The sequence below is a fragment of the Vibrio sp. D404a genome (assembly GCF_030248535.1).
Taxonomy (GTDB): domain Bacteria; phylum Pseudomonadota; class Gammaproteobacteria; order Enterobacterales; family Vibrionaceae; genus Vibrio.
Map to the genome: position 1 here is coordinate 186632 of NZ_JAHGAJ010000014.1, position 26510 is coordinate 213141.

Below are 26510 nucleotides of genomic sequence, written 5' to 3' on the forward strand. Positions count from 1 at the left end.
AAAAACGTCAATACAGCAATTTGGGACACTTTTTCCGACGTCGAATTGGTAATACTGACGCCATAATTATTTATGGGGTCAATAATGAACTTCAAACAACCCATCTCACTTATCACCATTATCCGGTTGAATTTATGGAAGGTTCTCCTGACATGGTTAATGGTGCTTGTCGAAAACATCATGCTGATTCTATTGCCGCTGTTTATCGGTTTCGCAATAGACGGTGTGCTTCAGCAGGACTTACAGCCGCTATTGATGCTGGCCTTGTGTTTGTTTGCCCTAGTGATTGTCAGTGTTGCTCGCCGCTTCTACGACACACGTGTTTACGGTTCGATTAGGGTCAAGCTCGCCAACTTAGTTGAGCGAAACCTAAGAGGCTTGGAGCTCTCAGCCAAAGACGCTCGCTTAACCATGTCCCGTGAACTGGTCGATTTTCTAGAAGATGACTTGCCTACCTTGATGACGGCGGTAGTCCAACTGATTGCCACTGTGGTGATCTTGGCAACCTTCGAGCACTCATTGGCGCTCACTATGCTTGGGGCGGGCGTTGCGATGCTGATCATCTACGGGCTGTTCCATCACACCTTTACCCGCTTGAATGGCGAATTCAATGACCAAGTCGAACAACAAGTCTCGCTGCTTGGCACGGGCAAACTGTCTGCGATTCGACGCCATTTTGAGCGACTTAAACAGTGTGAGGTGAAGCTTTCAGACACCGAAGCGATTGTGTACGGATTTATCTTTACGCTGCTGTTTTCTGCTGTGCTCGCCAACTTATGGCTAGTCAGCTATATGGACTCACCCACACCCGGTCAGGTGTTTTCGATTGTGACTTACTCAATGGAGTTCGTTGAAACGGCGGTATTGCTGCCCATTACCCTGCAAACCCTCTCTCGACTTGGTGAAATCAGCCAACGTCTTAATCATAAAAACAAACAACAGGTTATGAAGGAGAAGCCTTATGAAGTTTAAAAAGCCGCTTTCCATTGTCCTTGGCTGCGTAGCGATACTCGGAGCTCTTATTCTGGTGGATGAACTTGAGCCTGATCCAGTCATCATCGAAGAGAAAGAGGTCGTGCTTGCACCTGTGTCTGTTATTGAGGTGTCGCCAACTACATACGAGGCATCATTGAATCTGTTGGCGGTGACGCAGTCGCGCTGGCCCATTCAACTCAAGTCATCAAGCAGTGCCCAGTTAGCTTGGGTCAACTTAGAGATGGAGCCGGGAACCTTAGTCAAAAAGGGCGATGTGCTAGCTAAGTTAGACAACAGTGCATTGCGATCAAATGTTGCGATGGCTCTGAGTCAGGTAAGGCAAGCAGAGCTGAATCTAGAGCAGGTCGAACACGAACAGACGGTGGCGTTGAAAATGCTTAACCCAACCAAAGCCTCTGCATTTGCGCGTAAAGAGCCGCAAGTCGCTGCGGCAAAGGCAGAACTCACTCAAGCTAAGCAGGCACATCAAAGCGCGAAAAAGTTACTGCAAGAGTCGATCATTGTGGCGCCGTTTGATGCCGTGATCATGAATCGCCATGTCAGCCCGGGGGAATGGGTAGAAACAGGACAGGCTACGTTTGATCTGGCTGCCAGTGACTCGATAGATATCGCACTGCCTGTGTCAGAATTGCACTGGGCACGTGTTCAGAAAGCGGTGACGGCTGGGCAGAATAACGCTCAACCTCAAATCACTGTGGTTGGACGTTCAGGCCAGCAGTGGCCAGCTTCGGTTCGCTATGTTTCACCAAACGTAGACACCGTTACTCGCCAAAGACAGGTGGTACTGTCGGTTCAAAACCCATATCAAGCGCCTCGCTTGTTCCCCAATCAGCAGGTTGAGGTGAAGGTTAATCTTGGAGAGCAGACAGACTTGACTTCGCTACCAATGAGTACCATGACAAGAGACGGCTATGTTTGGACATTGGACAGTGACAACCGACTGCAAAAAGAACGCGTCACCCTAGTTGAAGAGACCCAAGATCAAGTCCACGTGAAGTTTGTAAATCATCGCTCATCGTCGCGCTCGGTGGTTAAGTTCCCACTGTTGTCGATGCTGGCAGGTAAACAAGTGAACCCTATCAAAATCAATGTTCTAGATGCGGAAGATCCGGTTCTTCTCTCTAAAGCGCCGGAACAGGAAGAGGTGGCACCATGAGTTGGTTAACCAAGTGGTTTATCCATAACCCCGTGGCTGCAAACCTATTAATGATGGCGATTGTGGTGAGTGGTGTACTCTCGTTCAGCCATCTTAGGGTTGAGTCTTTTCCTCAGATAGCACCGTCGTCGGTGGTGATTAACGTGGCGTATCCGGGAGGTACGGCGCAGCAAATTGATGAAAGTGTCACTCAGCGTATTGAAGAGTCGATCAGCGGCATTGCAGGTATCAAGCAGATCACCAGCCAGTCGAGCGCGGGTATGTCGCAAGTGGTGGTGCGTAAAACCAGTTCTACCGATCTCGATAAGCTGTTGGATGATGTGCGAAACCAAGTCAATGCGATAAATGGCTTCCCAGTACAGGCGGAAAAGCCGCAGGTCGCGCGTAACGAATTTACCAACCTCGCTGCGTTTGTCATTGTGTCTGGTGAACGAAGCGATGCTGAGCTTCAGCCAGTTGCAAGGCAAGTCGAGCAGGCACTAAAAAAGCACGCACAGATATCTAAGGTATCGAACTGGGGTTCAAGAGACCCTCAGTTGATCATCGAACCAAAGCCGCAAGAGCTAGAGAACTTGGGGATTACGCTGGAAGAGCTGGCGCAGTTAATAGAACAGCGCTCATTTGAGTCTCGTACTGGTGAGCTTCTCAGCAGTAAAGGCCGTGTGATCATTCGCGGCGACGGCTACGCTGACGATCTGCAGAAGCTGCGTGAGTTGGTGGTGATCTCAAATGCCAATGGCAAGGTGCGATTGGGTGACATTGCCGACCTCAGCCGAGGCTATGAATACAGTGGCTCGATTGTCCGTAACAACGGTTCAAACGCGATTGCACTTCTGATCAGCACTAGCCAAACCGATAACTTACTCAAAGTAAGCAAAGCGGTTCAACAGGTGCTTGAGGAACAGCGTGCACAACTGCCTTCTGATATCTCACTCGATACCATGGCGGATATGGCACCTTACATCGAAGAGCAACTGTTTCGCTTAGGTGACAATGCATGGCAAGGGTTGTTGATCGTTATTGTCTTGCTGGGGCTGTTTCTTGAGCTCAAACTAGCGTTTTGGGTGGCTGTCGGTATTCCAGTGGCTCTCGCAGGTACGCTGGTAGCGATGCAGCTGACCAATTACAGCGTCAATGATATTACTCTGTTTGGCTTTATCTTGGTGTTGGGTATTTTGGTGGATGATGCCGTAGTGGTGGGTGAAGCGATCCACGACAAACGCTCATCGCCGACAACCGGAAAACCGGTCGATCCTAAGTTGGCGGCGTGGCAAGGGGTTCACTCGGTCTCAATTGCGACCGTATTTGGTGTCCTCACTACAATCGCCGCGTTCTCGCCAATGCTGTGGATTAACAATGAACTGGCTAAGGTGCTAGCAGGCTTCTCTGCGGTCGTGATCTTTGCTTTGCTGTTTTCGCTGGTGGAGAGCAAGTTCATTCTGCCGTCGCATCTCGCTCAGATCGACTCTAAGCCGCGTCGAAACATCATCACCCGAATACAGGGTAAGGCGCAGCAGGCATTGCAGGCGTTCAATCTACGTATCTATAAGCCCGTTCTTGAGCATGCCTTGAACTATAAGTTTGCGTCACTATTGGGTTTTGTCGCGATGATCACCTTGGCTTATGGCATGTGGTCAAATGGCGCGATCCGCAGTGCACTGTTTCCAGAGATCCCCGGGCGTTACGTGACAGCAAAAATCGAACTGGAAGATGGAGCACCATTGCCGCTGCAGCAACAGGCGCTCTCTCAAGTAGAATCAGCAATGGCGAAGGTTGAGCAGAGCTTGATGGTGGATTATCCACTCAGCGAAACCCCTGTGGTTAACCTACTCGCATGGTCAGACGGCTTTGGTGAGATTGAAGTGACCGCAGAGCTTACGACGGAGTCACTCAGTACCTTACCAAGCAATTTATTGATAAACCGTTGGCGTGACACCACAGGAGCGGTGGAAGGCGCGTATTCGACGCAATTTAGTGCAGCAGAAGAGCCCGCAGGTGGTACCTTCATTACGGTATCAGCGGACGATAGGGCGCTGGCTAAACGTGTGAGCAACCAACTGTCAGAAAAACTCGCAAGCCTAAACGGTGTTTCAGATGTGTATGACGACGGCCAAGTGGGTTCTCCGCAGGTGCGTATCGTGGTCAATCGCTTTGGTGAGCAACTGGGGCTAACGCAAGAGAAACTCGCTAAATTGGTGGGAGAGGCCTACGGTGAACGTGAAGTCCATCGTCTGCTGGAAAAAGGGCAAGAGACTAAGGTATTGCTGCAATACGCAAGAGAGCAGCGTCAGACTCTGTCGCAGTTAGAGCAAGCACTGATTCGATTGCCAGATGGTGGTTCGGTGCTGCTGGGGGATGTGGCGAGCCTACAGTACGAGCAGGAGCCGCAGGTGGTCTATCGTCGTAATCGCGAGCAGGTGCTTAACCTATACTGGAAGCAGAATCGTGATATTCAATCGCCAGAGCAGACCATGGCGCAGTTAGATGAAACCATCACAGATCTGGAAGCCCAATACCCAGAGGTCACTATAAAAGCGGGCGGCGAGTTTGAAGAGATTGGCGAAGTGTCGTCAGGCTTTAAAACCGCGATGATTCTAACTCTGCTGCTGATCTACATTTTGCTGGCAGTGCCGCTTAAATCTTACTGGCAACCCTTTATCATTATGGCTGTGATTCCGTTTGGGTTTGCGGGTGCGATCTTTGGCCATTACATCATGGGCTTACCCATCAGCTTGCTCTCGATGTTCGGCATGATGGCGATGACAGGTATTGTTATCAATGACTCATTGGTGCTAATCACTCGTTTTAACGCGGAATACCGAAGTGGTGTGCCATTGCAGAAAGCCTTGGTAATGGCAGGAACCAGCCGTTTACGAGCTATTTTCCTAACTACTATTACCACCGTATGTGGTTTGTTACCACTGCTCAGTGAAACTGCAGAGCAGGCGCAATACTTAAAACCGGCTGCTGTGTCACTTGTGTTTGGTGAATTGTTTGCAACGGCAGTAACCTTAATTTTGATTCCAGTGCTGCTCGGCTTATTCTGTCGCAAAGCACCGAAAATCGAACAAACGTCGCTCTCTTTAGATAACGCAGAGCCTTTAGTTAATGCATAGGCTGTGGAAAGCACATAGTGACGGATATGACGTTAGAACTCGGGCATCGTTTACCCCAAATTGGAAAGAGTATGAGTAACAAGGAAGAGAAAACCCAAGCCAAATCAGAACCTAAGCCGGCATTTCAATTGGTGCCGGAGGTGGCGTTGCTGAAATCTCTTCCTGAACATCAGAAGAAGCGTTTCACTCAGGCTCTGGCTTTGATGCATGAAGAGTGGGCAGAGCGCCGAACGTGGGAAGAGATCGCAACCGCGTCTGCAATCTCGCCATACCACTTTCATCGCCAGTTTGCGGAGTTGTTCCATGAAACACCGGGGCAGTACCTCAGCCGGATCCGGCTGCAAGTAGCGGTGAGCTTGTTATTGAATGATGAGCCGTGGACAGCAATGGAGATCGCTCAATATTGTGGTTTCTCATCGTCTCAAGCCTTGGGTAAAGCGTTAAAGAGAGAGTTGGGTGTTACCGCCAAGCAAGTGAGAAAGATGGGCTACGAATCTACGCCAAGAGAAACTGCGGATTTTCTCAAGCGGCTAGCACATCCAAGTGGCGATGAATCCATAGAGAGCCAGCTTGCTCAATCGATTCCAACCGAATTGGTCTGGTATCCACAACGAAGTATGAAGAACTTAAAGCTAGATGATCCAGATTGGGAAACGGTATTTGAGTTGTATGGTAGAAAATCGACTAAGTTAATGAGCACCACGCCTCTAAAGCAGATGAGAAAAACATGGGATGAGATTGATCTCTGTATCGGCAACTGGCAAGCGGATCCTAGTCAGCATGACGTGATCATTGCAGAGGGTTATTACTTATGTAGTGAGGTCTATCTGATATCGGATGTGGCATACAGTGCAGCGTTGGAATCATTGTTTCGCAGTGCCGAAAAACAAAAATTAGCACTCAATACGCAAGGACACTTAGTTGAGATGATTCGCCAAATTGATGAAACAGATGTCGAAGGCGTTACCTTTTCGTTTCAGCTGCCAGTCATCCCAGATGGTCAACAGATAGAGACAAACTAGAACCAAAAAAAAGCTCCTCATGTGAGGAGCTTTTGCTTTATCAAAAGACTGTTTTGTCGGAGAACAACAGCTTTATCAGAGGTAAGCAGAATAGGGGGGTTAAGCTTCTGCAGTTACCTTTGAATCGCTCATCTTTTTAAGCGCTGCGTAACCGAAACCAGTTACTAGCGTACCCGCTGTAATTGCGACTAGGTACATAAGAACAGGAGAGATAGCGCCCGGAATCAGCAGTACGAACAGACCACCGTGTGGAGCCATCAGCTGAGCACCGAATAGCATTGATAGAGCACCAGTTAGTGCGCCACCTGCCATACATGCTGGGATAACACGCATTGGATCTTTCGCTGCGAATGGGATAGCACCCTCAGAGATGAAACATAGGCCAAGAACGAATGATGCTTTACCTGCTTCACGCTCGCCCGCTTCAAACTTGTCTTTCACTAGGAAAGTCGCAAGGCCCATACCCAGAGCAGGAACCATACCTGCTGCCATGATAGCCGCCATTGGTGCGTAAGTTTGCGAAGCGAGTAGACCAACACCGAATGTGTAAGCTGCTTTGTTTACCGGACCACCAAGGTCGAAGCACATCATCGCGCCAAGAATCACACCCAGAAGAATCGCGTTAGACGTACCCATGTTGTTTAGGAAGGTTGTCATTGCGCTCATTACGCCAGAAACCGGACCACCAACGATGTACACCATCACCAAGCCAGTGAACAAGCTCGCGATAAATGGAATGATAAGGATCGGCTTCAATGCTTCCATCGATTGTGGAAGTTGAACCTTGTCTGCAATGAACTTCGCTGAGTAACCCGCGATGAAACCCGCTGCGATACCACCTAGGAAACCTGCACCTGTTGAGCTTGCCAGCATACCGCCGATTAGACCCGGAGCCAGACCCGGACGGTCAGCAATTGAGAACGCGATGAAACCAGCAAGAACCGGAATCATAAGAGCGAATGCAGAGCCACCACCGATAGTCATCAGTGCTGCTGCTAGCGTGCCTTCTTCTTTAAACGCTTCGATACCGAATACGAAAGAGAGAGCGATGATCAAACCACCAGCAACCACCACTGGAAGCATGTGAGATACACCTGTCATTAGGTGCTTGTACACGCCTTTCTTCTCGTCAGCAGGTGCTGCTTGTGAAGAAGATGCCGTGTGTTGGTAAGGTTTTGCTTCAGCGAACGCTTTTTCAAACTCTTGAGTTGTTTTCTTAAGCGCAGGGCCCGTAGTTGTTTTGTATAGAGGCTTACCGTTGAAGCGATCAAGCGGTACGTCGATGTCCGCTGCGATGATCACTAGGTCAGCGTCTGCAATCTCTTGGTCAGTCAGTTGGTTTTTCGCACCTACAGAGCCGCGAGTTTCAACCTTGATTTGGTGACCAAGACGTTGACCTTCGTTCTCTAGTGCTTCTGCTGCCATGAAAGTGTGTGCAACACCAGTAGGACAAGCGGTAATTGCGACAATCTTCTTCGCGCCAGTTGCTTTAACTTCAGTCGCTGCTGCGGTGACTTGTGAAGCGTCTAGCTCTTTTGCGTTAGCAACGGCATTTTCTAGAAACGCTTTTGTATCTGCTGTGCACTCAGAGATTTGAGCTTGGTAGACTTTCTTGCCAATAAAGCGCTGTGTGTCTACGTCCGTGTTCGCTGCGATAATAACGGCATCGCTGTTTGCGATTGCTTCTTCAGAAACCGCTTCGCTTGGAAGAACCGTTGATTGGCACTCAATGTTTGCGCTCCAACCTAGCTCTTTAGCTGCCTTCTCAAGCAGACCAGCTGCGATGATGCTGTTTGCAACGCCACTTGGGCATGCTGTGATAATGGTAATATTCATAGTAAACCTTTGTCCTATTTGCTTGACTCAAACTGGCCAGTTGGAGTGTTAAGCGCCTGTAATTGGATATTTTGTCGTACTGAGTCCAGCTCTTCTTGGCTGGTTAAACCAACGCCGACTTGAGACACAGCAAGTGCCGAAAGGGCGGTAGCGAATTGAATAAGTTCTGATTTAGGCATCAGCTGCATGTGACCCCAACATAGACCAGCCACCAAAGTGTCGCCTGCGCCTACAGTGCTCACCACTTGCATGCGTGGCGGTTGAGCGTGAATCCACTCACCGTTGTTTAGCCACATCACACCGTCAGCACCCAGAGAAACCACGATGTTCTCAATGCCTTTTTCGCTCAGTGCTTGGCCTGCAACTTGGCATTGGTCACGGCTCGTTAGCTCTGCGTTGAAGAGCTGAGACAGCTCTTCGTCGTTCGGCTTGATAAGCCAAGGTTGAGCATTGATACCTGCTTTCAGTGCATCGCGGCTGCTGTCGAACAATACCTTTTTACCTAGATCATGTAGGCGTTGTACCCAAGAAGCACATAGCTCAGGAGAAACACCTTGTGGCAGGCTGCCAGCAATCACGAAGTATTCGTGGTCTTCAGCCAGTTCCATCAGTGTCTTCTCGAACGCGTCAATCGCATCTTGATCAACCGGTACGCCCGGGAAGTTGATGTCGCTTACTTGCCCTGAGTTCTCAACCAGTTTTACGTTGATACGGGTTGCGCCATCGACACGAATGAAGCGGTCAGTTGCACCCATTTCAGAGAACAGTTGGCAGAACGCTTCTTCGTTATTACGACCCAAGAAGCCCGTTACCGTGACTTTAGCGCCCAGTTCTGAAAGCACTTTTGCTACGTTAACGCCTTTGCCTGCTGCGTGTAGCGAACCTTGGTTTACCAAGCTTACAGAGCCAACGTTCAGCGTATCGACGCTGCCTGTTAGGTCTAAAGCAGGGTTCAGCGTTACGGTTACTGCTTTGATTTGCTTTAATTCAGTCATAGCGAGTCCTTAACCTTCACCAAGGCCAGAAGCGATAGCTTTACCAATAGATTCGATTGCTTGCGCTGCGTCATCACCTTCAGCCGTGAATTGAAGCTGGTGACCGTGTTTCACGCCAAGCGCGATAACTTTCATTAGGCTCTTCGCGTTCACTTCTTTGCCGTCGCCATCTAGGTTTGATACGCGAATAGCTGAATCGAATTTCTTCGCTTCTGCCACCAGCATTGCGCCCGGACGAGCATGCAGACCGTGTGCGTTCTTGATCTTAAATACCGCTTGGTTATCTGAACCTTCAGCAGACGTGCTTGGTGCTTCGCCTTTTAGCTGAGCAATCACACCTTCGATGTCAGATTCGATAAGCGCATTCTGTTTGCCTTCGAAAACCAGTTGGCTTAGGTTCGCAAGGATGTTTTGGTGCGCGCTGTTACACGCTGCGAATGCAACCAGAGCTTTCACTTGAGTGCCTTCAAATTCACAATCGTTCGCTGTAGAAACAAAAGAGACAGCTGTGCGCGTTACGCCTTTGTCGCTACCAAGAAGCCATAGACCCTGACCAAGGTGAGTTGGTGTTTTAGTCACTAGGTCAGCAACGAATGCGTTATCCGCACAACCTGTGTTTTTCAGTAGGCCGCCCGCAACCGCAGACATTTGAACCATGTCGCTTGCTGGGAATTTAAGTTGAACCAGAGAAGCGTCTAGATCTGCTTCAAGCTGAACTTCACCGTGAAGTAGGGCGATGATTTCGTCTTCTGTTTTCGCTTGTTGTAGCTTTTGCTCAACGCCGTCTGCAGAAAGAACTTTAGTTAGCTGCTTTAGAATGCCTAAGTGCTCGTCTGATTTTGCTGCAATACCGATGGCTACGTATACGCGGTTGCCGTCTGCCCAGTCGATACCTTCAGGAAAGTGGTGTACTGCAACGCCAGTCTCTTTTACTAAACCACGGGTGTCTGTGGTGCCATGAGGGATTGCGATACCGTTTCCAAGGAAAGTGGAATTTTGATTCTCACGGTTCAGCATTCCTTCTACGTAACCTTCATCAACCAGACCTTTCTCAGTCAGTTTGCCCGCGATGTTACGAATAGCTTGGAACTTATCTTGTGCAGATTGACCAAGCGAAATGTCAGATTTAGTTAGTTTAAGCATGTTGCCTCTTTAGCTTATTGCTTTGTTTGAGCGTGTCGCTTCATAGTTGCTGTTGGTCCGATTCACGTTCAGCTTAATCAGTGCTGAACACCTTGCTGAACGTTAAGCTGAATCGGTTCAGCAAAAAGAGTAAAAAAATTCAGCAAAGCCCAGTTATCTTGATAAAACTGATATTGCTGCTTACCGTGCCTCGCTTCCTTTTAAAGATAGTCATCAATCTCAATGTTGCTAAAAAAAGATGATTCGAGTCACTTTTCAGATTTTGCTGAATCCTTTCAGCTTTCATACTGAATCGATTCAGCATATAATTCAACTATTCCGAGGATCAGAACTGTCGTTATATGATCCTACGCACAAAACACGGGCCCTTGATATGACACTTGATGAAATAGCGAAACTGGCGGGTGTATCCAAAACCACAGCAAGCTATGTGATAAATGGTAAAGCTCAGAAGTACCGCATTAGCGAGAAAACACAGCAGAAAGTGATGGCTGTGGTCAACGAGCACAACTACCGCCCAGACCACGCTGCATCTTCATTGAGAGCAGGCAACAGCCGTTCGTTTGGTTTGATTATCCCAGACCTAGAGAACAGCAGTTACGCACGTTTAGCAAAACTGATTGAGCAGAACTCGCGTAAAGTGGGCTACCAGATCTTGATTGGATGTTCAGATGATGACGCAGAAACAGAACGCAAAGTCGCTGAAGCCTTGGTGAGCCGTCGTATTGATGCCTTGCTGGTGGCGAGCTCAATGCCAGATGCCAGCGAGTTCTATCTGCAATTGCAAAACTCAGGTACGCCTGTGATTGCGATTGACCGTCCGTTAGATGATGAGCATTTTGCTTGTGTCATCAGTGAAGATTTCGAAGCGGCGTTTGAACTGACGCATTCAATCCTTGATGACAATATTCAAAGCATAGGTTTGATTGGTGCCTTGCCTGACCTAAACATTTCACGCGAGCGTCAATTGGGCTTTGAAGCGGCCAATAAAGCGTATACACAGCAAAGCGGGCTGAAAGAGAACAAACCTACGGTTGTCGGTTATGGTGAACACTTCGACCGAGAATCTGGCCGCGAAATATTTGAAGAGTGGATTGCCAAAGGCACGGTACCGGATGCGATTGTGACTATGTCTTACACCTTGTTAGAGGGTGTGCTAGATGTGATGGTTGAAAAGCCAGAGCTGGTCAATCAAGTCAAGTTGGCGACCTTTGGTGATAACCGTCTGTTAGACTTCTTGCCATTTAAGGTTCACTCATTGCCGCAGCAATTTGAGGTCATCGCCGACAGCGCATTCGCCTTGGCATTGAATGCTTCCGCTAAGCGTTACCAGTCGGGTATTGAATTGGTACCACGAAGCCTAGTAAAACGCTGCTAACCTAGCCAACGTAGCCAACGTAGTAGCTAACTTAAAAAAGAAGTCATTGCTCAAAGCCTCTGCGCCTATAAAGTACTGAGGCTTTTTTATTGGATTAACAACCCGAATTCGACCAGTGCCACGATGCCTAATAGCAGAGCCAACACCTTCCAAAACTGGATTGGGTTGCGGTTTAACAAGGGTTGTTTGGTTTTGCGCTTCACTAGCTTTGAATTGGGCGTATAGAGATCAGAAACAAAATCGCCTAGAACGGAATAACGCTCTGATGGATGTTCAGCACACGCCTTTTGCAACACCAGATCAAACCAAGCAGGCAGATCAGAGCGCTGCTGAGTGATCGGCTGATAATGCCACTGGTGATGGCGTGACTGAGCCAGAGAGCGTGGCGTCATTTCAGGATAGGGCAGTTGTCCTGTGAGCATCTCATACCCAATCACCGCAACCGAGAACAGGTCTGACCGCGTGGTCGCAATATTCTGTTTGATGGTTTCTGGTGCAATATAGTTAACCGCGCCAAGAGGAATCGCATCTTCTTCTACAGGTAAACCTTCCTCAATACCACGAATTAACACCGCACCAAGGTCAATGAGCTTAATATCGCCATTCGGTAGTAGCATAATGTTTTCGGGCTTCAGATCGCGATGCACCATATCGGCACGTTGCAGGACTCGAATGCCCTGAATGATCTTCTCTAAGATGGTACGCACTTCCGGCAAGCTTGGCTTAGGGTTATCGTACATCCACTGTCTTAGTGTCACGCCCTCGACCATTTCACACACTTGATAAAGGAACTGTGAGTGCTCGTCGGTCGGGTAGACCTTCATAATGCGCTTATTGTTAAGCAGCATGCCTGCCCATTGCTCGTTGTAAAAGGCTTTGAGCTGCGCTGGATCGTCGTGATATTGCATTGAAGGCACTTTTATCACGAACTCGGTTTGCGTTTGAGTCTGTATTACACGATACACATGGCTGCGCGTTCCGGAGTAGAGCACTTCTAACACCTGAAACTGATCAATTATTTGTCCAAGCTTTAAAACCGGAGGAATCACACGCGCTGCCAGCTTTTCATGAAACTCAATAAGTGATGGCTTTGGCAGTTGCGCTACCTCGATCATCAAGCAGCTGACGTTGTCTTTGCTGTGCATGGCGAGTGCTTTATTGCAGATCGCTTGCGTCGCCAATTCAAAATCGTTTTGTTTGTCTGTCCCTTCAATTAGGTCGGCTTCGTCAACAAACTCATGCACGCCATCGGTTGTGAGAATAAAGCGGTCTTTTGCTTGAATAGGCAGAGCCTGATAATCCACATTGAGCTGGCTATCCATGCCAAGCGCTCGGGTTAGGTAATGGGTGTTGACGATGTTATTGCGGGTGTGGTCGCGCGTCAGCTGTTTGATCTTGCCATCGCGGACAAGATAAATTCGGCTGTCTCCCACGTGGAAGATATGCGCGGTATTGGACTTGAGAATCACCGCACTGAAGGTGGACACCATGGTGTTGTGCGCGAGCTGTTTATCATCATCCAGTTCGGAGAATGACGCATTGAACAGCCAAGAGTTAAGCGAGGTCAGCACCTTTTGCGCTGAGCGTTGAATGCTCCAGCTTTGAGGTGTGGCGTAGTAGTCGGTAATGAACTGCATCACGCTGGTGTGGCTGGCTTTTTGCCCCTGTTCACTGCAACTCACACCGTCCGCAATACAGGCCACGCTGCCTTTGAACTCTTGCTCAGCTCGGGTTTGAGGGTGCTTAACGATAATCGCATCCTGATTCTCGTTTCTTACCCCTTGGTGTGAATAACCACCAAAGTTGAGCCTAAGTTGATTGCTCGCTTGTGGGTGAATGCCTTGCGCTGTCTTTTGGTTGGTGTTTACTGTTTGGCTTTGGCTAAATGAAAGAGTCATAACGTCCTTGCTCCTATCTGCTCATTGTTTGAAAACGGAGGGAAAGAACAAAAGCTCTGGTCATAAACAAGAGCTTTTGAACGAAGTAACCGAGTGTTGCAGTCCCGGTTACTTCTCCCGATATCATTCAATGAGTGGTTAGCTCGATACGTTAATCAGTGTCACGCTACCATCGTCATTTACTTCCGCAATTTGACCGTTTGGCTCTTCCATGAACATCAGTGTTACAAAGCCAAGTACCGCCGTTGCAGCAATCACAAGGAAGAACGTTTGGTAGCTAACAAATGAAAGCACTGTTAGGTAAACTACCGCACCCACGTTACCGTAAGCACCTGTCATACCTGCGATTTGACCCGTCATACGACGCTTAATCAGAGGTACTGTCGCAAATACTGCACCTTCACCGGCTTGTACGAAGAAAGAACACGCCATTGCCGCAACAACCGCTAGCCATACTGGCCATGTGCTGTCTACTTGGCCCATTGCGAAGTAACCCACCGCTAGACCTGCTGTTAGGATAAGCAGCGTTGGTTTACGACCGAATTTATCTGAAATCCAACCACCACCTGGGCGAGACATTAGGTTCATAAAGGCGTAAGCCGAAGCTACCATACCTGCTAGAACCGGTGTCAGCTCAAAGGTTTCAGAGAAGAACAGTGGCAGCATAGAAACTACAGCTAGCTCAGAACCAAAGGTTGCAAAGTAAAGCACGTTCAGTACCGCAACTTGCTTAAATTTGTACTGGTGAATCTCTGGCACTTCTTCCTTGAAGACGTTCTTATTCACTTTCCAAACTTGAGAGACTTCATACACATACAGAGCAGCCAGTACCGCATACACACCGTAAACCGCTGTGTCTGACAGCATACCAATGCCTGATGGAGACAGTTTCCAAGCCAGTAGCGCTAGAGCCGCGTACATAGGGATCTTCATGATGAGTAGAAAGAAAAAGTCACCCTTAGACGTTACTTCCATTGCTGTAACTTGTGCAGGTTTGAAGTAAGTAGAACCTTTTGGCGTGTCCGATACGTTTTTGTAGAACACCACTGAGAACAGTAGGCTCATTACACCCGTTACACCTACCGCATAACGCCAGCCTTCATCACCACCGAATACGAGTGCGAGTGTAGGTAGCGTGAATGCCGCAGCTGCTGAACCGAAGTTACCCCAACCGCCGTAGATACCTTCTGCTGTACCCAGCTCGTTATGTGGGAACCATTCAGACACCAAGCGAATACCGACTACGAAACCTGCACCGATGAAGCCAAGTAAGAAACGTGCGATAGCTGCTTGCATGAACGAGTCAGCGAGCGCGAACATGAAACACGGAATCGAACAGATCGCCAGTAGCGATGAGTAGACCAGTCTTGGACCATAGCGGTCAGTTAACATACCGATGGCGACACGCGCCGGAATGGTCAACGCAACGTTTAAGATTAAGAGAGTTTTGATCTCTTCAGTGGTTAAGCCTAAAGAGGTTTTTACCATTTGCAGTAGTGGCGCAAAGTTGAACCAAACTACAAAGGTGATGAAAAAGGCAATCCAGCTAAGGTGTAAGATTTTCATCTTACCTGTAAATGAGAGCAGCGAAAATTTTGAGTTATCCATGTATTAAATCCTTTAAATATGGAAAGTGTCTAGAGTTCTTCTAGCCGTTCACATGCCAACTCCGTAGCGAGCCTAAATTCTTAATTATAGGCGGCTAAGGCATGAGTATTGGGTGATTCTGAAATACGACCTAATCCGTGATTAGCTTGCTAAAGCTTCGGGTGCCAGTACTTGAATATCGTTACCTTGTCTGCGCACTTCAAAGCGAGTCAGAGCGTGTTCAGGCTCTTCCAAGCAAGCTCCTGTCTCTAGATGGTAATGCTGCTTGTAAAGGGGAGAAGCGACGTACGGCTCTCCACTTAACGAGCCAATAATACCACGTGACATGACATTGGCTTTACCAATTGGGTCGAAATTTGAAAGGCCATAAATCTTGTCACTGCGCTTGCAGTAAAAGATCGCGACTTGATGATCAGCCACTTTGGCACACACACCCGCGTTGGGTGTTAGATCCTCTTGGGAGCAAACAGTGGTCCAGTTTTCCATGACAGTCTCCTTGTCAATTTGTTGAGTCTTTTATTTTGTTCAATTTCGTATAAATAGAAGGTCGTAAAGAAAGAAGGTCGCTAGCAGGGTATTGCGTAGTGAAGGGCCTGCTAACGACCAAACTGGCTACGAGACTTCCGTAATTTCAATCTGTTCAGTGCTGTTGAGTGCTTGGTTACGCTCCGACTCTTGGTCTGTATTCACCGATGGTTTCGGGAAGCGTTGCTCACGTTCTGTAATGAACGACAGGCTCTTATCCATCTCGTCACTGTTGATGTAGTGTTGGAAGCGCTTCATCTTCACTGGGTTCTCAATGGTGGTCTTCCACTCACATTGGTACTTCTCGATGTTGAGCGCGATGTCTGCTTCAAGCTCTGCTGCGACATTGAGTTTGTCTTCAATCACCACTTCTTTGAGGTAGTCCAAGCCGCCCTCTAGATTCTCCATCCAAACAGAGGTACGTTGCAGACGGTCAGCGGTGCGTGTGTAGAACATGAGTACGCGGTCGATGTATTGAATCAGCGTTTGTTCGTCGAGGTCGGTTGCGAATAGGTCGGCGTGACGTGGGCGCATACCGCCGTTACCACATACATAGAGGTTCCAACCTTTGTCGGTCGCGATAACGCCGATGTCTTTAGACTGCGCCTCGGCACACTCACGCGTACAGCCAGAGACAGCGAATTTGATCTTGTGAGGTGAACGCAGGCCCTTGTAGCGGTTCTCAAGCTTAATCGCGAGGCCAACACTGTCGTTAACGCCGTAACGACACCAAGTGCTGCCGACACAAGACTTCACGGTACGAACCGATTTGCCGTAGGCGTGGCCGGTTTCAAAGCCTGCATCAATCAGCCTTTTCCAAATAGCGGGCAGTTCGTTTAGTTGTGCGCCGAAGAGGTCAACACGCTGGCCGCCCGTGATCTTGGTGTAGAGGTTGTACTCTTTTGCGACTTCGCCGAGCACAATCAGTTTGTCTGGGGTGATTTCACCGCCTGCGATTCGCGGAACCACAGAGTAGGTGCCATCTTTTTGCATGTTACCAAGGTAGATGTCGTTGGTGTCTTGCAGCTCGATGTGCTCATCTTCAAGGATGTAGTCGTTCCAGTAAGAGGCGAGGATAGAGCCAATCGCAGGCTTACACACGGTACAACCTAAGCCTTGGCCATGAGATTCCAACAACTCGTCGAAGGTCTTGATCTTGTTGACGCGGATAATGTCGGTCAGCTCTTGGCGAGAGTAAGCAAAGTGCTCACAGATATCGTTAGAAACCTCAACGCCTAGGTTGCTCAGTTCGCTATCTAATACCTGTTTCGCTAGGGCAGAACAGCCGCCACAACCGGTCGAAGCGTTGGTCGACTCTTTCAGTGCAGCCATTGTGGTGCAACCAGCGGAAACTGCTTCTTTGATATCCCCTTTGGTGACATCGAAACATGAACAGATCACCGCGCTGTCTGGTAGCGCTTCGACACCCATCGCGCTGCCAGAGTCGTCTGCAAGGTTTGGAAGAATCAGAACCGATGGGTTCTCTGGAAGTGGCATATCATTTTGCTTGATTTGCAGTAGTGAACCGTAGGCTTCGGCATCACCCACCAATACCGCACCAACGATCTTTTTGCCATCGGCAGAGACAATCAAACGCTTATAAACTTGCTCAATTTCATCGTTATAGGTGTAAGACTGCGCACCCTCGGTTTTGCCGTGCACTTCACCAATACTCGCCACATCCACACCCAGCAGTTTCAGCTTGGTACTCATGTCTGCGCCAGTAAAGCTGCTCTCATCTTCACCGTTTGAAAGGATATGGCTAGCCGCCACCTTCGCCATTGAGTAACCCGGAGCCACCAAGCCAAAGATCTTGTTGTCCCAAAGTGCGCATTCACCAATCGCGTATACATCATCGATATTGGTTTGGCAGTTATCGTCAATCACGATACCGCCACGTTCGCCAATCGCGATGTCAGAGCTGCGAGCCAATGCATCTTGAGGGCGAATACCTGCAGAGAACACGATCATATCGGTTTCAAGATGAGAGCCGTCTGCAAAATTCATGCGGTAGCGAGCGGTTTCACCTGCCACAATCTCAGAGGTCGCTTTCTCGGTGTGAACCTGTACGCCTAGGTCTTCAATCTTGCGTCGTAGTAGGGCGCCGCCGCCCTCATCCAATTGAACCGCCATCAATCGAGGCGCAAATTCTACTACGTGTGTTTCTAAGCCAAGGTTCTTCACTGCGTTTGCTGCTTCCAAACCCAGCAAGCCACCACCAATGACTACGCCCGATTTACTCTGCTTACTCGATAGCTCAATCGCGTCCAAGTCTTCAATGGTACGGTAAACGTGACAGTGTTCCTGATCGTTCCCCGGAATCGGTGGCACAAATGGGAATGAACCCGTCGCAAGGATCAACTTGTCGTAGCTCTCGCGGTGGCCGCTATCAGTAACAACCGCTCGGTTCTTTGTGTCTAGCTCGGTCACTTTGGCATTAACAAGGTACTTAACGCCGTTCTCTTGGTAGTAAGCCTCACTGGTTAGGGCTAAGTCATCGGCCGTCTTACCGTTAAAGTACGCAGTGAGCTGAACACGGTCGTAGGCAAGACGCGATTCCTCACTGAAGGTAATGACCTCATATTGGTCTGAGTCAGCTTGAATGATGTTGTCGATAAATTTGTGGCCAACCATGCCATTACCAACGACGACAATCTTTTGTTTGCTCATAGTAAATTCCTTTTTTGCTGGCTTCCTAGCGTTTCTAAAAACAGACCACTCTCAATGGTGGGTAATTTGCTGTTCATCCAATGAACTTAAAAACTGTGAATTTTGGGTTGTTGGTATTTAAGGCAGCAAGTAGGGTGCCAGATAAAAAAGGCGATCGAAAAAAATAACAATAATCATATTAATCAATACTTTATTTAAGTGATAAACGACTCAATTACCACTAAAGTGGTAGATTTAAAAAGTGAGAGATTTAGGAAAATGAGCCTTTGTGGTGCAAAATTGATCAACATGGTGCAAATATCTCAATATTTCTTTGGTTACATTCGTTTAACATCGTTTTCTGTTTGGGTTGTTGTTTTAAGTTGTTGTAATTAATAGTTATTTTTATGGGTGCAGAGTGAGGTAAATAGTGGTGCGTAAATTGCTTTAATAAAAAAGAGAAATTTTCACCGAAGAAAGAGATGGATAAGCGACTTTCTGGTTCGCAAGGTGAAAGCAATAAAAAGAACACTGCACGAGGGAAGAGTGATGAGTTCAAACAAGGATTGGATCAAATCAACGTGTGCTTACTGTGGCGTAGGTTGTGGCATTGAAGTGAGGCCAACTGCTTCAGGGAAATTAGAAGTGCGTGGCGACAAAGACCACCCATCTAATTATGGCAAGCTGTGTACTAAGGGCGCGGCACTGGGCGATACCGTAACCCCAATTGGGCGACTCACCCAGCCAATGAAAAGAGTAGAGAGCGGGCAACAGCTACTTCCGTGGGGCGAGGCATCACAGCTGGTGGCCGATAAGTTCGCCCAAGCAATTAAAGAGCATGGGCCAGACTCGGTCGCCTTCTATGTATCGGGTCAATTGCTGACGGAAGACTACTATGTTGCCAATAAACTGATGAAAGGCTTTATTGGTAGCGCCAACATCGACAGTAACTCCCGCCTTTGTATGGCATCGAGCGTTGTTGGCCATAAGCGCGCATTCGGCACCGATACGGTTCCTGTCTGTTATGAAGATCTTGAACAAGCAGAGGTGGTGGTGATCACAGGCTCGAACCTCGCTTGGTGTCACCCTGTATTGTTTCAGCGCTTAAGAGCCGCCAAACAAGCCAACCCAGCAATGAAAGTGATCGTTATTGACCCGCGCTACACCGATACCTGCGAACTGGCAGACATGCATTTGGCGTTAGAATCCGGCTCAGACGTAGCACTATTTAATGGCCTCTTGGGCTACCTCGACGACAACGACAAGCTCGCCCCAGACTACATTGAAAAACACACCCAAGGCTTTACCGAAGCCATTCGCGCTGCGACTCGTTACCGCTATACCGATAACGGTTGGGGCGATAAGAGCGTTTCAGAACTCACTGGGCTTACTGAGCAACAACTCACACAGTTCTATAAACTGTTTGCTTCGAATGACAAGGTACTGACTATCTATTCCCAAGGCGTCAACCAATCGACCCAAGGGTGTGACAAGGTAAACGCTATTATTAATTGCCACTTGGCGACGGGTAAAATCGGCAAACCGGGCATGGGGCCATTCTCGGTAACAGGCCAACCGAATGCGATGGGTGGCCGTGAAGTGGGTGGTTTAGCCAATACCTTAGCGGCGCACTTTGAATTTGGTGATCCGCAATCACACCAAACCGTAAGCCAGTTCTGGCAGACCGACCGTTTAGCCACTCACGCAGGGTTAAAAGCCATTGACCTGTTTGATGCGATGAACGAAGGCAAAATCAAAGCGGTGTGGATCATGGCGACCAACCCCGTAGTGAGCCTTCCCGACAGCGAAAAGATCAAAACCGCACTAGAGAAATGCCCATTTGTTGTGGTGTCTGATTGCATCGCGGATACCGAAACCACACGCTTGGCTGATGTGGTGTTGCCTGCCCAAGGCTGGAGCGAAAAGTCAGGCACCGTGACTAACTCTGAACGTCGAATCTCGCGTCAGCGCCGAATATTACCAAGCCCGGGAGAAGCCAAACCCGATTGGTGGATATTAAAAGAAGTGGCGCAGAAGATGGGATTCCAAGACCAGTTTGATTACCGCCACGAAGGCGAGATCTTCAAAGAGTATTGCGAGATGACCGCCCTCGGGAATGAAACCGGTAAAGCCCGCGACTTATGCTTAATTGGACTCACTCAGTTGGATGAAAAAGGCTATGGTGAACTCACTCCGCAGCAGTGGCCAGTATTAGAGTATCAACCTGAGATCATCGAGCAGCGCATGTTCACCGATGGCGAGTTCTTTACCGAATCGGGCAAGGCGCAGTTTGTCGCGGTGGAACACGACAAACCGATTGCTGATACCAGTGTCGAATTCCCATTAATCATGAATACAGGTCGAATCCGCGACCAGTGGCACACCATGAGCCGCACCGGCTTGGCAGCTGGCTTAGGCGAACACACACCAGAACCCTTTGTCGCTATGCACCCAGATACGGTCGCCGAGCTTGGCTTAGATGAATTTGGCCTAGACGCCTTTAACCACGCAACGATTAACCCAGTAGTGAAAGTACGCAGCGCACAAGGGGAGTGCCAAGCGCGTTTAGTGGTCACTAAAGAGATGCGCCGCGAACAAGTCTTCATGCCGATTCACTGGAATGCTCCAACCGCAAAAGATAGCAAACCGTGTGACCTGATCTTGCCCCATACCGATGCCGCATCTGGTCAGCCGGAATTCAAACACACCCCAGTGATGGTAGAACCGTGTGGCTACCGTAGTGAAGCCGCATTGGTGAGTGACAAGATAATGGATTGCAGCGGCTTTGATTACTGGGTACGCCAAAGAGTGGAGGGCGGCTTCTTATATCGCATCTCTTCATCGAAGAACCCAATGGAACTGGTGATTCAGCTTGCCAACACCCTTGAGGCATTGCCCGATCCCGATTCAGAGGCGATCAAATCGCTTCATTACCACGGCAACAAATCATTCAAAAACTACGGATCTGCCAAGTTGGATCAATTCGGTGTTAAGCAAGCCTTTGTAGTCAACAGCAAGCTCGACCATGAAAGCATTGATTGGCTGGTGGAGTGCCTAACAAGAGAAGCGGATGAAGAGTTTGAGGCGGAGTTCCTCAGCACTCTAGCTAAATAGTAAGGTGTTAAAACAAGTAGTTAGAAAGCCCGAGGAAGGTATTAAACCAAAGCCTTATATTTACCTGATAAATAGTTGGTTATTAGGGTCTTAATGCCATTTATGGTGGATATGTAGCAAATAAATGATAGAAAACTAGAGGAATCTGCTAATTGTAGTGATCTTGTGAACAACCTTTGTTAATTCTTAGGCAAACAGAGACCTAATGATTGCATTCTTTAATGAGCGGTGATATTTAATGCGCCGAACTAATTAAAAAATCAGAGTTACCCAATCGCAGTGTTCGATTGGGTACTGAGAAGCGCTGTCAAACCATGACGGCGCTTTTTTATTGTTGTCTTACAGCCTGTAAGAGCAGTTACGATAGGTAAAATTCATGAGTCATTTAACGGCTTTATTCCATAAATACACCCACTTGATGTCTGATCAATCAAAAGGGGTAGCAGCATCGATACTCTGTTCGATGCTGTTTGCGTGTATTCCCGCTTATGTGCAGATCCACCCAGACATCGGGCCAAGCTTAATTGAGGGAGGCGACAGTCACTGGCTGGCTACGCAGCGTATTATCTGGAGTACCATGCTGTTCTTCATCTTGTTGTTCTTCACCAAGCGACTGCCGCTGCTGTGGGATGCGTTGAAACAGTGGCGTAAATGGCCGAAATACATCACTTCCGCTGTGCTGGTCGCGCCGCAATACTGGCTGTTCGTTTGGGCTCCGGCCAATGGAGAAACCTTAAACCTCGCGCTGGGTTACTTCACCATGCCTATCGTGATGATTCTGATCGGCTGTTTCTATTACAAAGACAGCCTCTCTAAGCTGCAAAAAGTCGCGTGTTATTTTGCTTTGGCAGGTACTTTATATACCTATGTGTGGGCATCGGGTCTATCTTGGGTGGTATTGGTGGTGGCGCTTGGCTATCCGGTTTACTTTATGTTCCGTAAAACCAACCCAATGCCGACCGATATTGGCTTGGCCGTTGACCACATTATGATGCTGCCTTTGGCTATTTTAGGGATGTTCTACCTTTACCCAGCCGATCACTTTATGAACCTGCCGGCCACGTCGTACTTGTTCTACCTTGGCCTAGCTATCGTGTCGGTGACGCCAATGCTGCTTTACCTATTCGCCTACTCAAAGCTGCCCGTGTCTCTGTTTGGTTTAATGGGCTACGTAGAGCCGACCTTTATTTTTATTGTCGGCCTGCTCATTGGCGACAGCATTGTGCTGCATGAAGTACCAACCTACTTGTTGATCTCGTGCGCTCTAATCGCCCTAGTGATGGATGGTTACAAACGAATGAAAGCCAGCAGGCTCGCCAAGCACGCGCGCTCTTAACCAGTTAGCTCTTAACCACTTAGCTCTTAACCACTTAGCTCTCACCCTTCTGCACACCAAACGCCGACGATCCCGTCGGCGTTTTTCGTTTTAAGTATGAAATACTGATTGATTAAACACCAAGTTTCACATAACATGCCTTGTGTTGGTATGTTGTACCATAAAATTAAATTTATGCCTTCTGTTTGCTATGCATTTGATGAGTTGGTTTCAAGTTAGATCGAGGTAAGTTGATGTCTAAATTAGCGATTTCTAAGTTCTTTGAACAAAAACTGGAGGCTCCGCTTCACAACACCGTATGGTCGTGGGGAAGTGAGAACGCCAAAGGGATCTACCTACGTGCATGGAACCGCACCAAAGTCGGCGACAAATTCGACATTGCCAGCAGCGGCATGGAAACCGACGACGATGGCCGAACAAGAGCGGGTGGCGTAGAGCGCGCGAAACACGTCAAAGCCATTGCTCAAGGCAAGCCGGGCTACATTGTCGCTATTGACGGCTACGTCGATGATGCAGGCAAATCTCATATTGTCGATTACAACGACAAAGCGGTGTTTCGTATTGTCTCGCTAACGATGAACGAGCACGGCAAAACTCTAGCCGAAGTTGACTACGATAACCCCGTACTCATTGACATGATTGGCGAAGAGACAGACGTCACCGCGATCATGGAGAGCCTAGCAGGCAAACCTAAAGCCCTTGCAACCTTAGCCAAGGCAGAAAAGCTCGGCTGGCAGCTCACCGGATTAAACGAGCAGGGCGTGACCATTCTTCTTAAAGGCAAGAAAACCGGCCTTATCTCATACACCGGCGAATTCAGCGCCGTTTAGGAGTGACCATGTATAACCAAGGCGACCTATGCCCACACTGCGGCTTAATCATCATGCTACCGACAGACCTAGAGCCAAAATGCCTAGGCTGCGGTGAAGAAATCAACCAAGAAGATGATGACTAACTAACAGATAGGGCTGTGTTCTGCATTTTTCCGGAACTATATAGAATATTTCTGCTTTTGGTCACGTTAGAAACGGTACTAAGTAGGTAAGGTGCTGTTATTAAACAGGTTAGCTAGGCTGAGACAAAACAGAACAGATTACTAGATAGAATTGTTTCAAAGACAAAATGCAGAATTATTCTGTCTAATATAGCTGTTATACCGCCCGAAGATAATTAACTATAGGAATATCAATTGTCTATTCAGAGTATTATTTCAATCTGTGATGAAAATAAAATTAAATACGAACATCACTCAGAACGAGGTTTTTTGACTGTACAAATTCCAAAAGCTCGTGGTTTCTCAGATGTCCTCGTTACAGAAGAGTTAGCAAACTTAGCTGTAGAACGTGATATAGATTTTCTAAGCTATAAGCTTATTGAGGGCTACGAAGCAATATGGTCTCCGAAGCACGACAGCATCGAATGTGAGATAGAGCTTCCACATCGTGGCTTTCCTTTTGAAAGATTCTTCCGTCAAAATCAACAAGCAAAAGATGAGGGTAAATTATTTATAGATACCCATATAGATAATGTAAAAGTGGAGCTTTCGGAAGTAACTAACGAATTCAACTTCATTGATCTCTATAAAGATACTGGTCGACCTAGAGGTATGATCCGAGCTGATAGGTTCGATAGACGGAAGTCTTTTTCGACCTCTCTAAAAGTAACAGGACTCAATGTCACCAGTCATGACCAAGCTTTGAACATTATAAAGACGATGTTCTCGTCAATTTGTTTTCAAATTGATTGTAAAACAGACTTACCAGTGATGTTGGCTACTGAAAGAAGCTTTTCTCGTATAAGCCGTGAGAAAAATACTCTAGAAGAGTTGCAGCTAACAGCTGTGACGCAAAAATATGATAGCGAAGCTCTATCTCTATACTGGTATGCACAATCAGCTCTTGGGATGCCGCTACTACAATATTTAGCACTATACCAAGTGGTAGAGTTTTACTACCCAATATACTCAGAGTTAGCTGCGCAAAAGAAAGTAGCCAATGCATTAAAGGATCCTTGCTTTAATCATCACAGTGAAAAAGACGTAGCGAAAATTTTTAATATTGTAAAAGCTTCCACATCAACTAGATCTGAATTATCACAATTGGAATCAACGTTAAAGGAGTGTGTTGATGCCTCGGAACTTAGGGATTGGCTGAAATCAGATACAAAGAGAGAAGAGTATTTTCGTTCAAAAAACGCTGTGAAATTATCAGAATATAAAATTAATTCCGCAGCTGACGAAGATGAGCTGTTGAGACAAACATGGCAACGTTTTTACAATATACGTTGTCGTATTGTCCATACTAAAGGCGCAGAAAGCGAACTAGATGTTTTACACCCTCAAAGTAGAGAGGTGAAGTATCTTTCTCATGATATAGAGTTGGCAAACTTTATAGCACATAAAGTTCTAATTTCATCTAGCAAGCCAATAGAAGCGGTATAACAAACTGTTTAAGAGTGATTCGCAACGCGTGGCATTTTCACTATGCGTTGCGTTTCGTGTTTAAGGTGGTATGCGGCGGCTTCGGTATTGCGTTGCTCACACCTTAACAGGGCGTTATGCCTAAGAATTGAGTTTTGGTATATGACAAAAGAAGAAAAAGAAATTGAACGGTTTTACGACGAAAACCGAAACAGATGTACTGAATGTGGCTATGAATTTGAGGAGCATGATGACAGAGATGAGCTTTGTTATATAGGCGAAAAAGATTCCGGCGACTTTGCTGTATCTTGTGAATCATGCAAAACTAAACTGAGTAAGTTGTACTTTAGGCAGTCATATTATCAGCGTGCGTATCGCACCCCACATAGTGATGACACACTATGGCGGTATATGGATTTGGCTAAATATATCAGCATGTTGTCTACATCTTCTTTATTTTTAGCTCGTGTTAACACTTTTGAAGATCCTCTAGAAGGCGCAAAAGGTTTAGTTGAAAATAGACACATCTGGGATAAGCATTATCTCAGCTTTTTTAAAAATGCTGTTACTACAATGCCTGATGGCAAAAAAAGCGCTTTAAGTGATTTGGAAGTAGAAACACAAGCTCAAAACCTATTGAAACAACTTCAAGCATCAGGAAACCTCGATCGTAAAACGGCTTATGTTTGTTGTTGGCATAAAAATTCGAGAGAATCTCAGGCAATGTGGCGTCTGTATTCGACAGTATTGTCAAATGCAGTTGCAGTAAAAACTACATATAAACAACTTTCTCGTTCAATCGATATCAATTCAAGACGTGACGTTGAAATTGGCGAAGTGAAATATATAGACTTCAATAAAGAATTTGCGGAAGTTAACGGAAATTTGTGGCGAAAAGATCTCTCATTTAAACATGAAAGTGAAGTTCGGATGCTATATCGCGATTTGTCTGGACAACCTGTAGGTGTACCGATAAAAGTTGACCTAATAGAATTAATTGAAGGTGTTTATATATCGCCAGAAGCTCCTAGTTGGTTTAAAGATACTGTCAATGACATCAACGAAAAGTATGGTGTTTCAGTGAGTGTTTCGGATTCTGAGTTAAACCATCAACCGTTTTATTAAGGTGTACATTAGGCATAACAAACGACTATGGCGTCAATGATTAGTTTTTGGCTATATTTTCATCCCACATGGCGCCATCTCTGAGCATAGAATTAAGGGTCACAACCATCTTTCTTACACACGCGATTATTGCGACTTTCTTGGGCTTTCCTGCTGCTAGAAGTCGAGCATAAGTGGCTTTGAATATAGGGTTA

At 47.4% G+C, this 26510-nt stretch carries 17 protein-coding genes and 1 pseudogene; 10 read left to right on the forward strand and 8 right to left on the reverse strand.

Features of this window, described 5'->3' with window-relative positions:
* Positions 1-84 precede the first annotated feature (84 nt).
* The 4 genes from KI655_RS08855 (at position 85) to KI655_RS08870 (ending at position 6290) form a co-directional block, all read left to right on the forward strand.
* Complete coding sequence (locus tag KI655_RS08855; RefSeq protein ID WP_285403771.1) at positions 85-972, forward strand: ABC transporter six-transmembrane domain-containing protein; 888 nt, start codon at positions 85-87, stop codon at positions 970-972.
* Positions 962-2152 carry an efflux RND transporter periplasmic adaptor subunit gene (locus tag KI655_RS08860; RefSeq protein WP_285403772.1) on the forward strand — a complete coding sequence of 397 codons (1191 nt, stop codon included), beginning with the start codon at positions 962-964 and terminating at the stop codon, positions 2150-2152. Before KI655_RS08855 ends, KI655_RS08860 begins: the two co-directional genes overlap by 11 nt.
* Positions 2149-5268, forward strand: a complete 3120-nt coding sequence (locus KI655_RS08865) for an efflux RND transporter permease subunit (protein ID WP_285403774.1) — start codon at positions 2149-2151, stop codon at positions 5266-5268. Before KI655_RS08860 ends, KI655_RS08865 begins: the two co-directional genes overlap by 4 nt.
* 71 nt (positions 5269-5339) lie before the next feature.
* Entirely contained in the window at positions 5340-6290 is a 951-nt protein-coding gene (locus KI655_RS08870) for a helix-turn-helix transcriptional regulator (RefSeq protein ID WP_285403775.1), read from the forward strand.
* Positions 6291-6389: 99 nt separating this feature from the next.
* Here KI655_RS08870 and fruA read toward each other — a convergent pair whose 3' ends face one another.
* The 3 genes from fruA to fruB are packed head-to-tail and all read right to left on the reverse strand — an operon-like array spanning position 6390 to position 10264.
* On the reverse strand, positions 6390-8126 hold the full coding sequence (fruA, locus tag KI655_RS08875) for a PTS fructose transporter subunit IIBC (RefSeq protein ID WP_285403777.1): 1737 nt from the start codon (positions 8124-8126) through the stop codon (positions 6390-6392).
* 14 nt (positions 8127-8140) lie between these two features.
* Complete coding sequence (gene pfkB / locus KI655_RS08880) at positions 8141-9121, reverse strand: 1-phosphofructokinase (RefSeq protein ID WP_285403778.1); 981 nt, start codon at positions 9119-9121, stop codon at positions 8141-8143.
* A gap of 9 nt (positions 9122-9130) precedes the next feature.
* The gene (fruB, locus tag KI655_RS08885) at positions 9131-10264 is read right to left on the reverse strand and encodes a fused PTS fructose transporter subunit IIA/HPr protein (protein WP_285403780.1); all 1134 of its coding nucleotides are present in this window, start codon (positions 10262-10264) and stop codon (positions 9131-9133) included.
* A gap of 373 nt (positions 10265-10637) precedes the next feature.
* Here fruB and cra point away from each other — a divergent pair, with 373 nt between their 5' ends.
* A complete protein-coding gene (gene cra, locus KI655_RS08890) occupies positions 10638-11642 on the forward strand; it encodes a catabolite repressor/activator (RefSeq protein ID WP_285403782.1) in 1005 nt (334 codons plus the stop codon).
* Positions 11643-11728: 86 nt separating this feature from the next.
* Here cra and KI655_RS08895 read toward each other — a convergent pair whose 3' ends face one another.
* The 4 genes from KI655_RS08895 to nirB form a co-directional block, all read right to left on the reverse strand.
* Positions 11729-13540, reverse strand: a complete 1812-nt coding sequence (locus tag KI655_RS08895) for a bifunctional protein-serine/threonine kinase/phosphatase (protein WP_285403784.1) — start codon at positions 13538-13540, stop codon at positions 11729-11731.
* 138 nt (positions 13541-13678) lie between these two features.
* Positions 13679-15148 carry a NarK family nitrate/nitrite MFS transporter gene (locus KI655_RS08900; protein ID WP_285403785.1) on the reverse strand — a complete coding sequence of 490 codons (1470 nt, stop codon included), beginning with the start codon at positions 15146-15148 and terminating at the stop codon, positions 13679-13681.
* 141 nt (positions 15149-15289) lie between these two features.
* On the reverse strand, positions 15290-15634 hold the full coding sequence (nirD, locus tag KI655_RS08905) for a nitrite reductase small subunit NirD (protein WP_032552319.1): 345 nt from the start codon (positions 15632-15634) through the stop codon (positions 15290-15292).
* 126 nt (positions 15635-15760) lie between these two features.
* Positions 15761-18343: a nitrite reductase large subunit NirB gene (nirB, locus tag KI655_RS08910; RefSeq protein ID WP_285403788.1), complete on the reverse strand. Its 2583-nt coding sequence runs from the start codon at positions 18341-18343 to the stop codon at positions 15761-15763.
* 528 nt (positions 18344-18871) lie between these two features.
* On the opposite strand from nirB, the gene KI655_RS08915 reads away from it, so the two are divergent.
* From KI655_RS08915 to KI655_RS08940, 5 genes are all read left to right on the forward strand, one after another.
* Positions 18872-21436 (forward strand): molybdopterin oxidoreductase family protein, encoded by a 2565-nt coding sequence (locus KI655_RS08915; protein ID WP_373417291.1) that lies wholly within the window; start codon positions 18872-18874, stop codon positions 21434-21436.
* 376 nt (positions 21437-21812) lie between these two features.
* On the forward strand, positions 21813-22772 hold the full coding sequence (gene rarD, locus KI655_RS08920) for an EamA family transporter RarD (protein ID WP_285403790.1): 960 nt from the start codon (positions 21813-21815) through the stop codon (positions 22770-22772).
* A 233-nt stretch (positions 22773-23005) separates the two neighbouring features.
* Positions 23006-23602 (forward strand): hypothetical protein, encoded by a 597-nt coding sequence (locus KI655_RS08925; RefSeq protein WP_285403791.1) that lies wholly within the window; start codon positions 23006-23008, stop codon positions 23600-23602.
* 359 nt (positions 23603-23961) lie between these two features.
* Positions 23962-25212: a hypothetical protein gene (locus KI655_RS08930; protein WP_285403793.1), complete on the forward strand. Its 1251-nt coding sequence runs from the start codon at positions 23962-23964 to the stop codon at positions 25210-25212.
* A 141-nt stretch (positions 25213-25353) separates the two neighbouring features.
* Positions 25354-26316, forward strand: a complete 963-nt coding sequence (locus tag KI655_RS08940) for a hypothetical protein (protein WP_285403795.1) — start codon at positions 25354-25356, stop codon at positions 26314-26316.
* Between the two features lie 40 nt (positions 26317-26356).
* On the opposite strand, the pseudogene KI655_RS08945 reads toward KI655_RS08940, so the two are convergent.
* Positions 26357-26510, reverse strand: a pseudogene (locus KI655_RS08945) (IS110 family transposase); the annotation flags it as partial.

Coding starts and splice junctions, on each gene's coding strand:
- KI655_RS08915 (WP_373417291.1), top strand. CDS start 18,872: ATGAGTTCAAACAAGGATTGGATCAAATCAACGTGTGCTTACTGTGGC.
- fruB (WP_285403780.1), bottom strand. CDS start 10,264: ATGCTTAAACTAACTAAATCTGACATTTCGCTTGGTCAATCTGCACAA.
- nirB (WP_285403788.1), bottom strand. CDS start 18,343: ATGAGCAAACAAAAGATTGTCGTCGTTGGTAATGGCATGGTTGGCCAC.
- KI655_RS08870 (WP_285403775.1), top strand. CDS start 5,340: ATGAGTAACAAGGAAGAGAAAACCCAAGCCAAATCAGAACCTAAGCCG.
- KI655_RS08855 (WP_285403771.1), top strand. CDS start 85: ATGAACTTCAAACAACCCATCTCACTTATCACCATTATCCGGTTGAAT.
- KI655_RS08900 (WP_285403785.1), bottom strand. CDS start 15,148: ATGGATAACTCAAAATTTTCGCTGCTCTCATTTACAGGTAAGATGAAA.
- cra (WP_285403782.1), top strand. CDS start 10,638: ATGACACTTGATGAAATAGCGAAACTGGCGGGTGTATCCAAAACCACA.
- nirD (WP_032552319.1), bottom strand. CDS start 15,634: ATGGAAAACTGGACCACTGTTTGCTCCCAAGAGGATCTAACACCCAAC.
- fruA (WP_285403777.1), bottom strand. CDS start 8,126: ATGAATATTACCATTATCACAGCATGCCCAAGTGGCGTTGCAAACAGC.
- KI655_RS08865 (WP_285403774.1), top strand. CDS start 2,149: ATGAGTTGGTTAACCAAGTGGTTTATCCATAACCCCGTGGCTGCAAAC.
- pfkB (WP_285403778.1), bottom strand. CDS start 9,121: ATGACTGAATTAAAGCAAATCAAAGCAGTAACCGTAACGCTGAACCCT.
- rarD (WP_285403790.1), top strand. CDS start 21,813: ATGAGTCATTTAACGGCTTTATTCCATAAATACACCCACTTGATGTCT.
- KI655_RS08940 (WP_285403795.1), top strand. CDS start 25,354: ATGACAAAAGAAGAAAAAGAAATTGAACGGTTTTACGACGAAAACCGA.
- KI655_RS08925 (WP_285403791.1), top strand. CDS start 23,006: ATGTCTAAATTAGCGATTTCTAAGTTCTTTGAACAAAAACTGGAGGCT.
- KI655_RS08860 (WP_285403772.1), top strand. CDS start 962: ATGAAGTTTAAAAAGCCGCTTTCCATTGTCCTTGGCTGCGTAGCGATA.
- KI655_RS08895 (WP_285403784.1), bottom strand. CDS start 13,540: ATGACTCTTTCATTTAGCCAAAGCCAAACAGTAAACACCAACCAAAAG.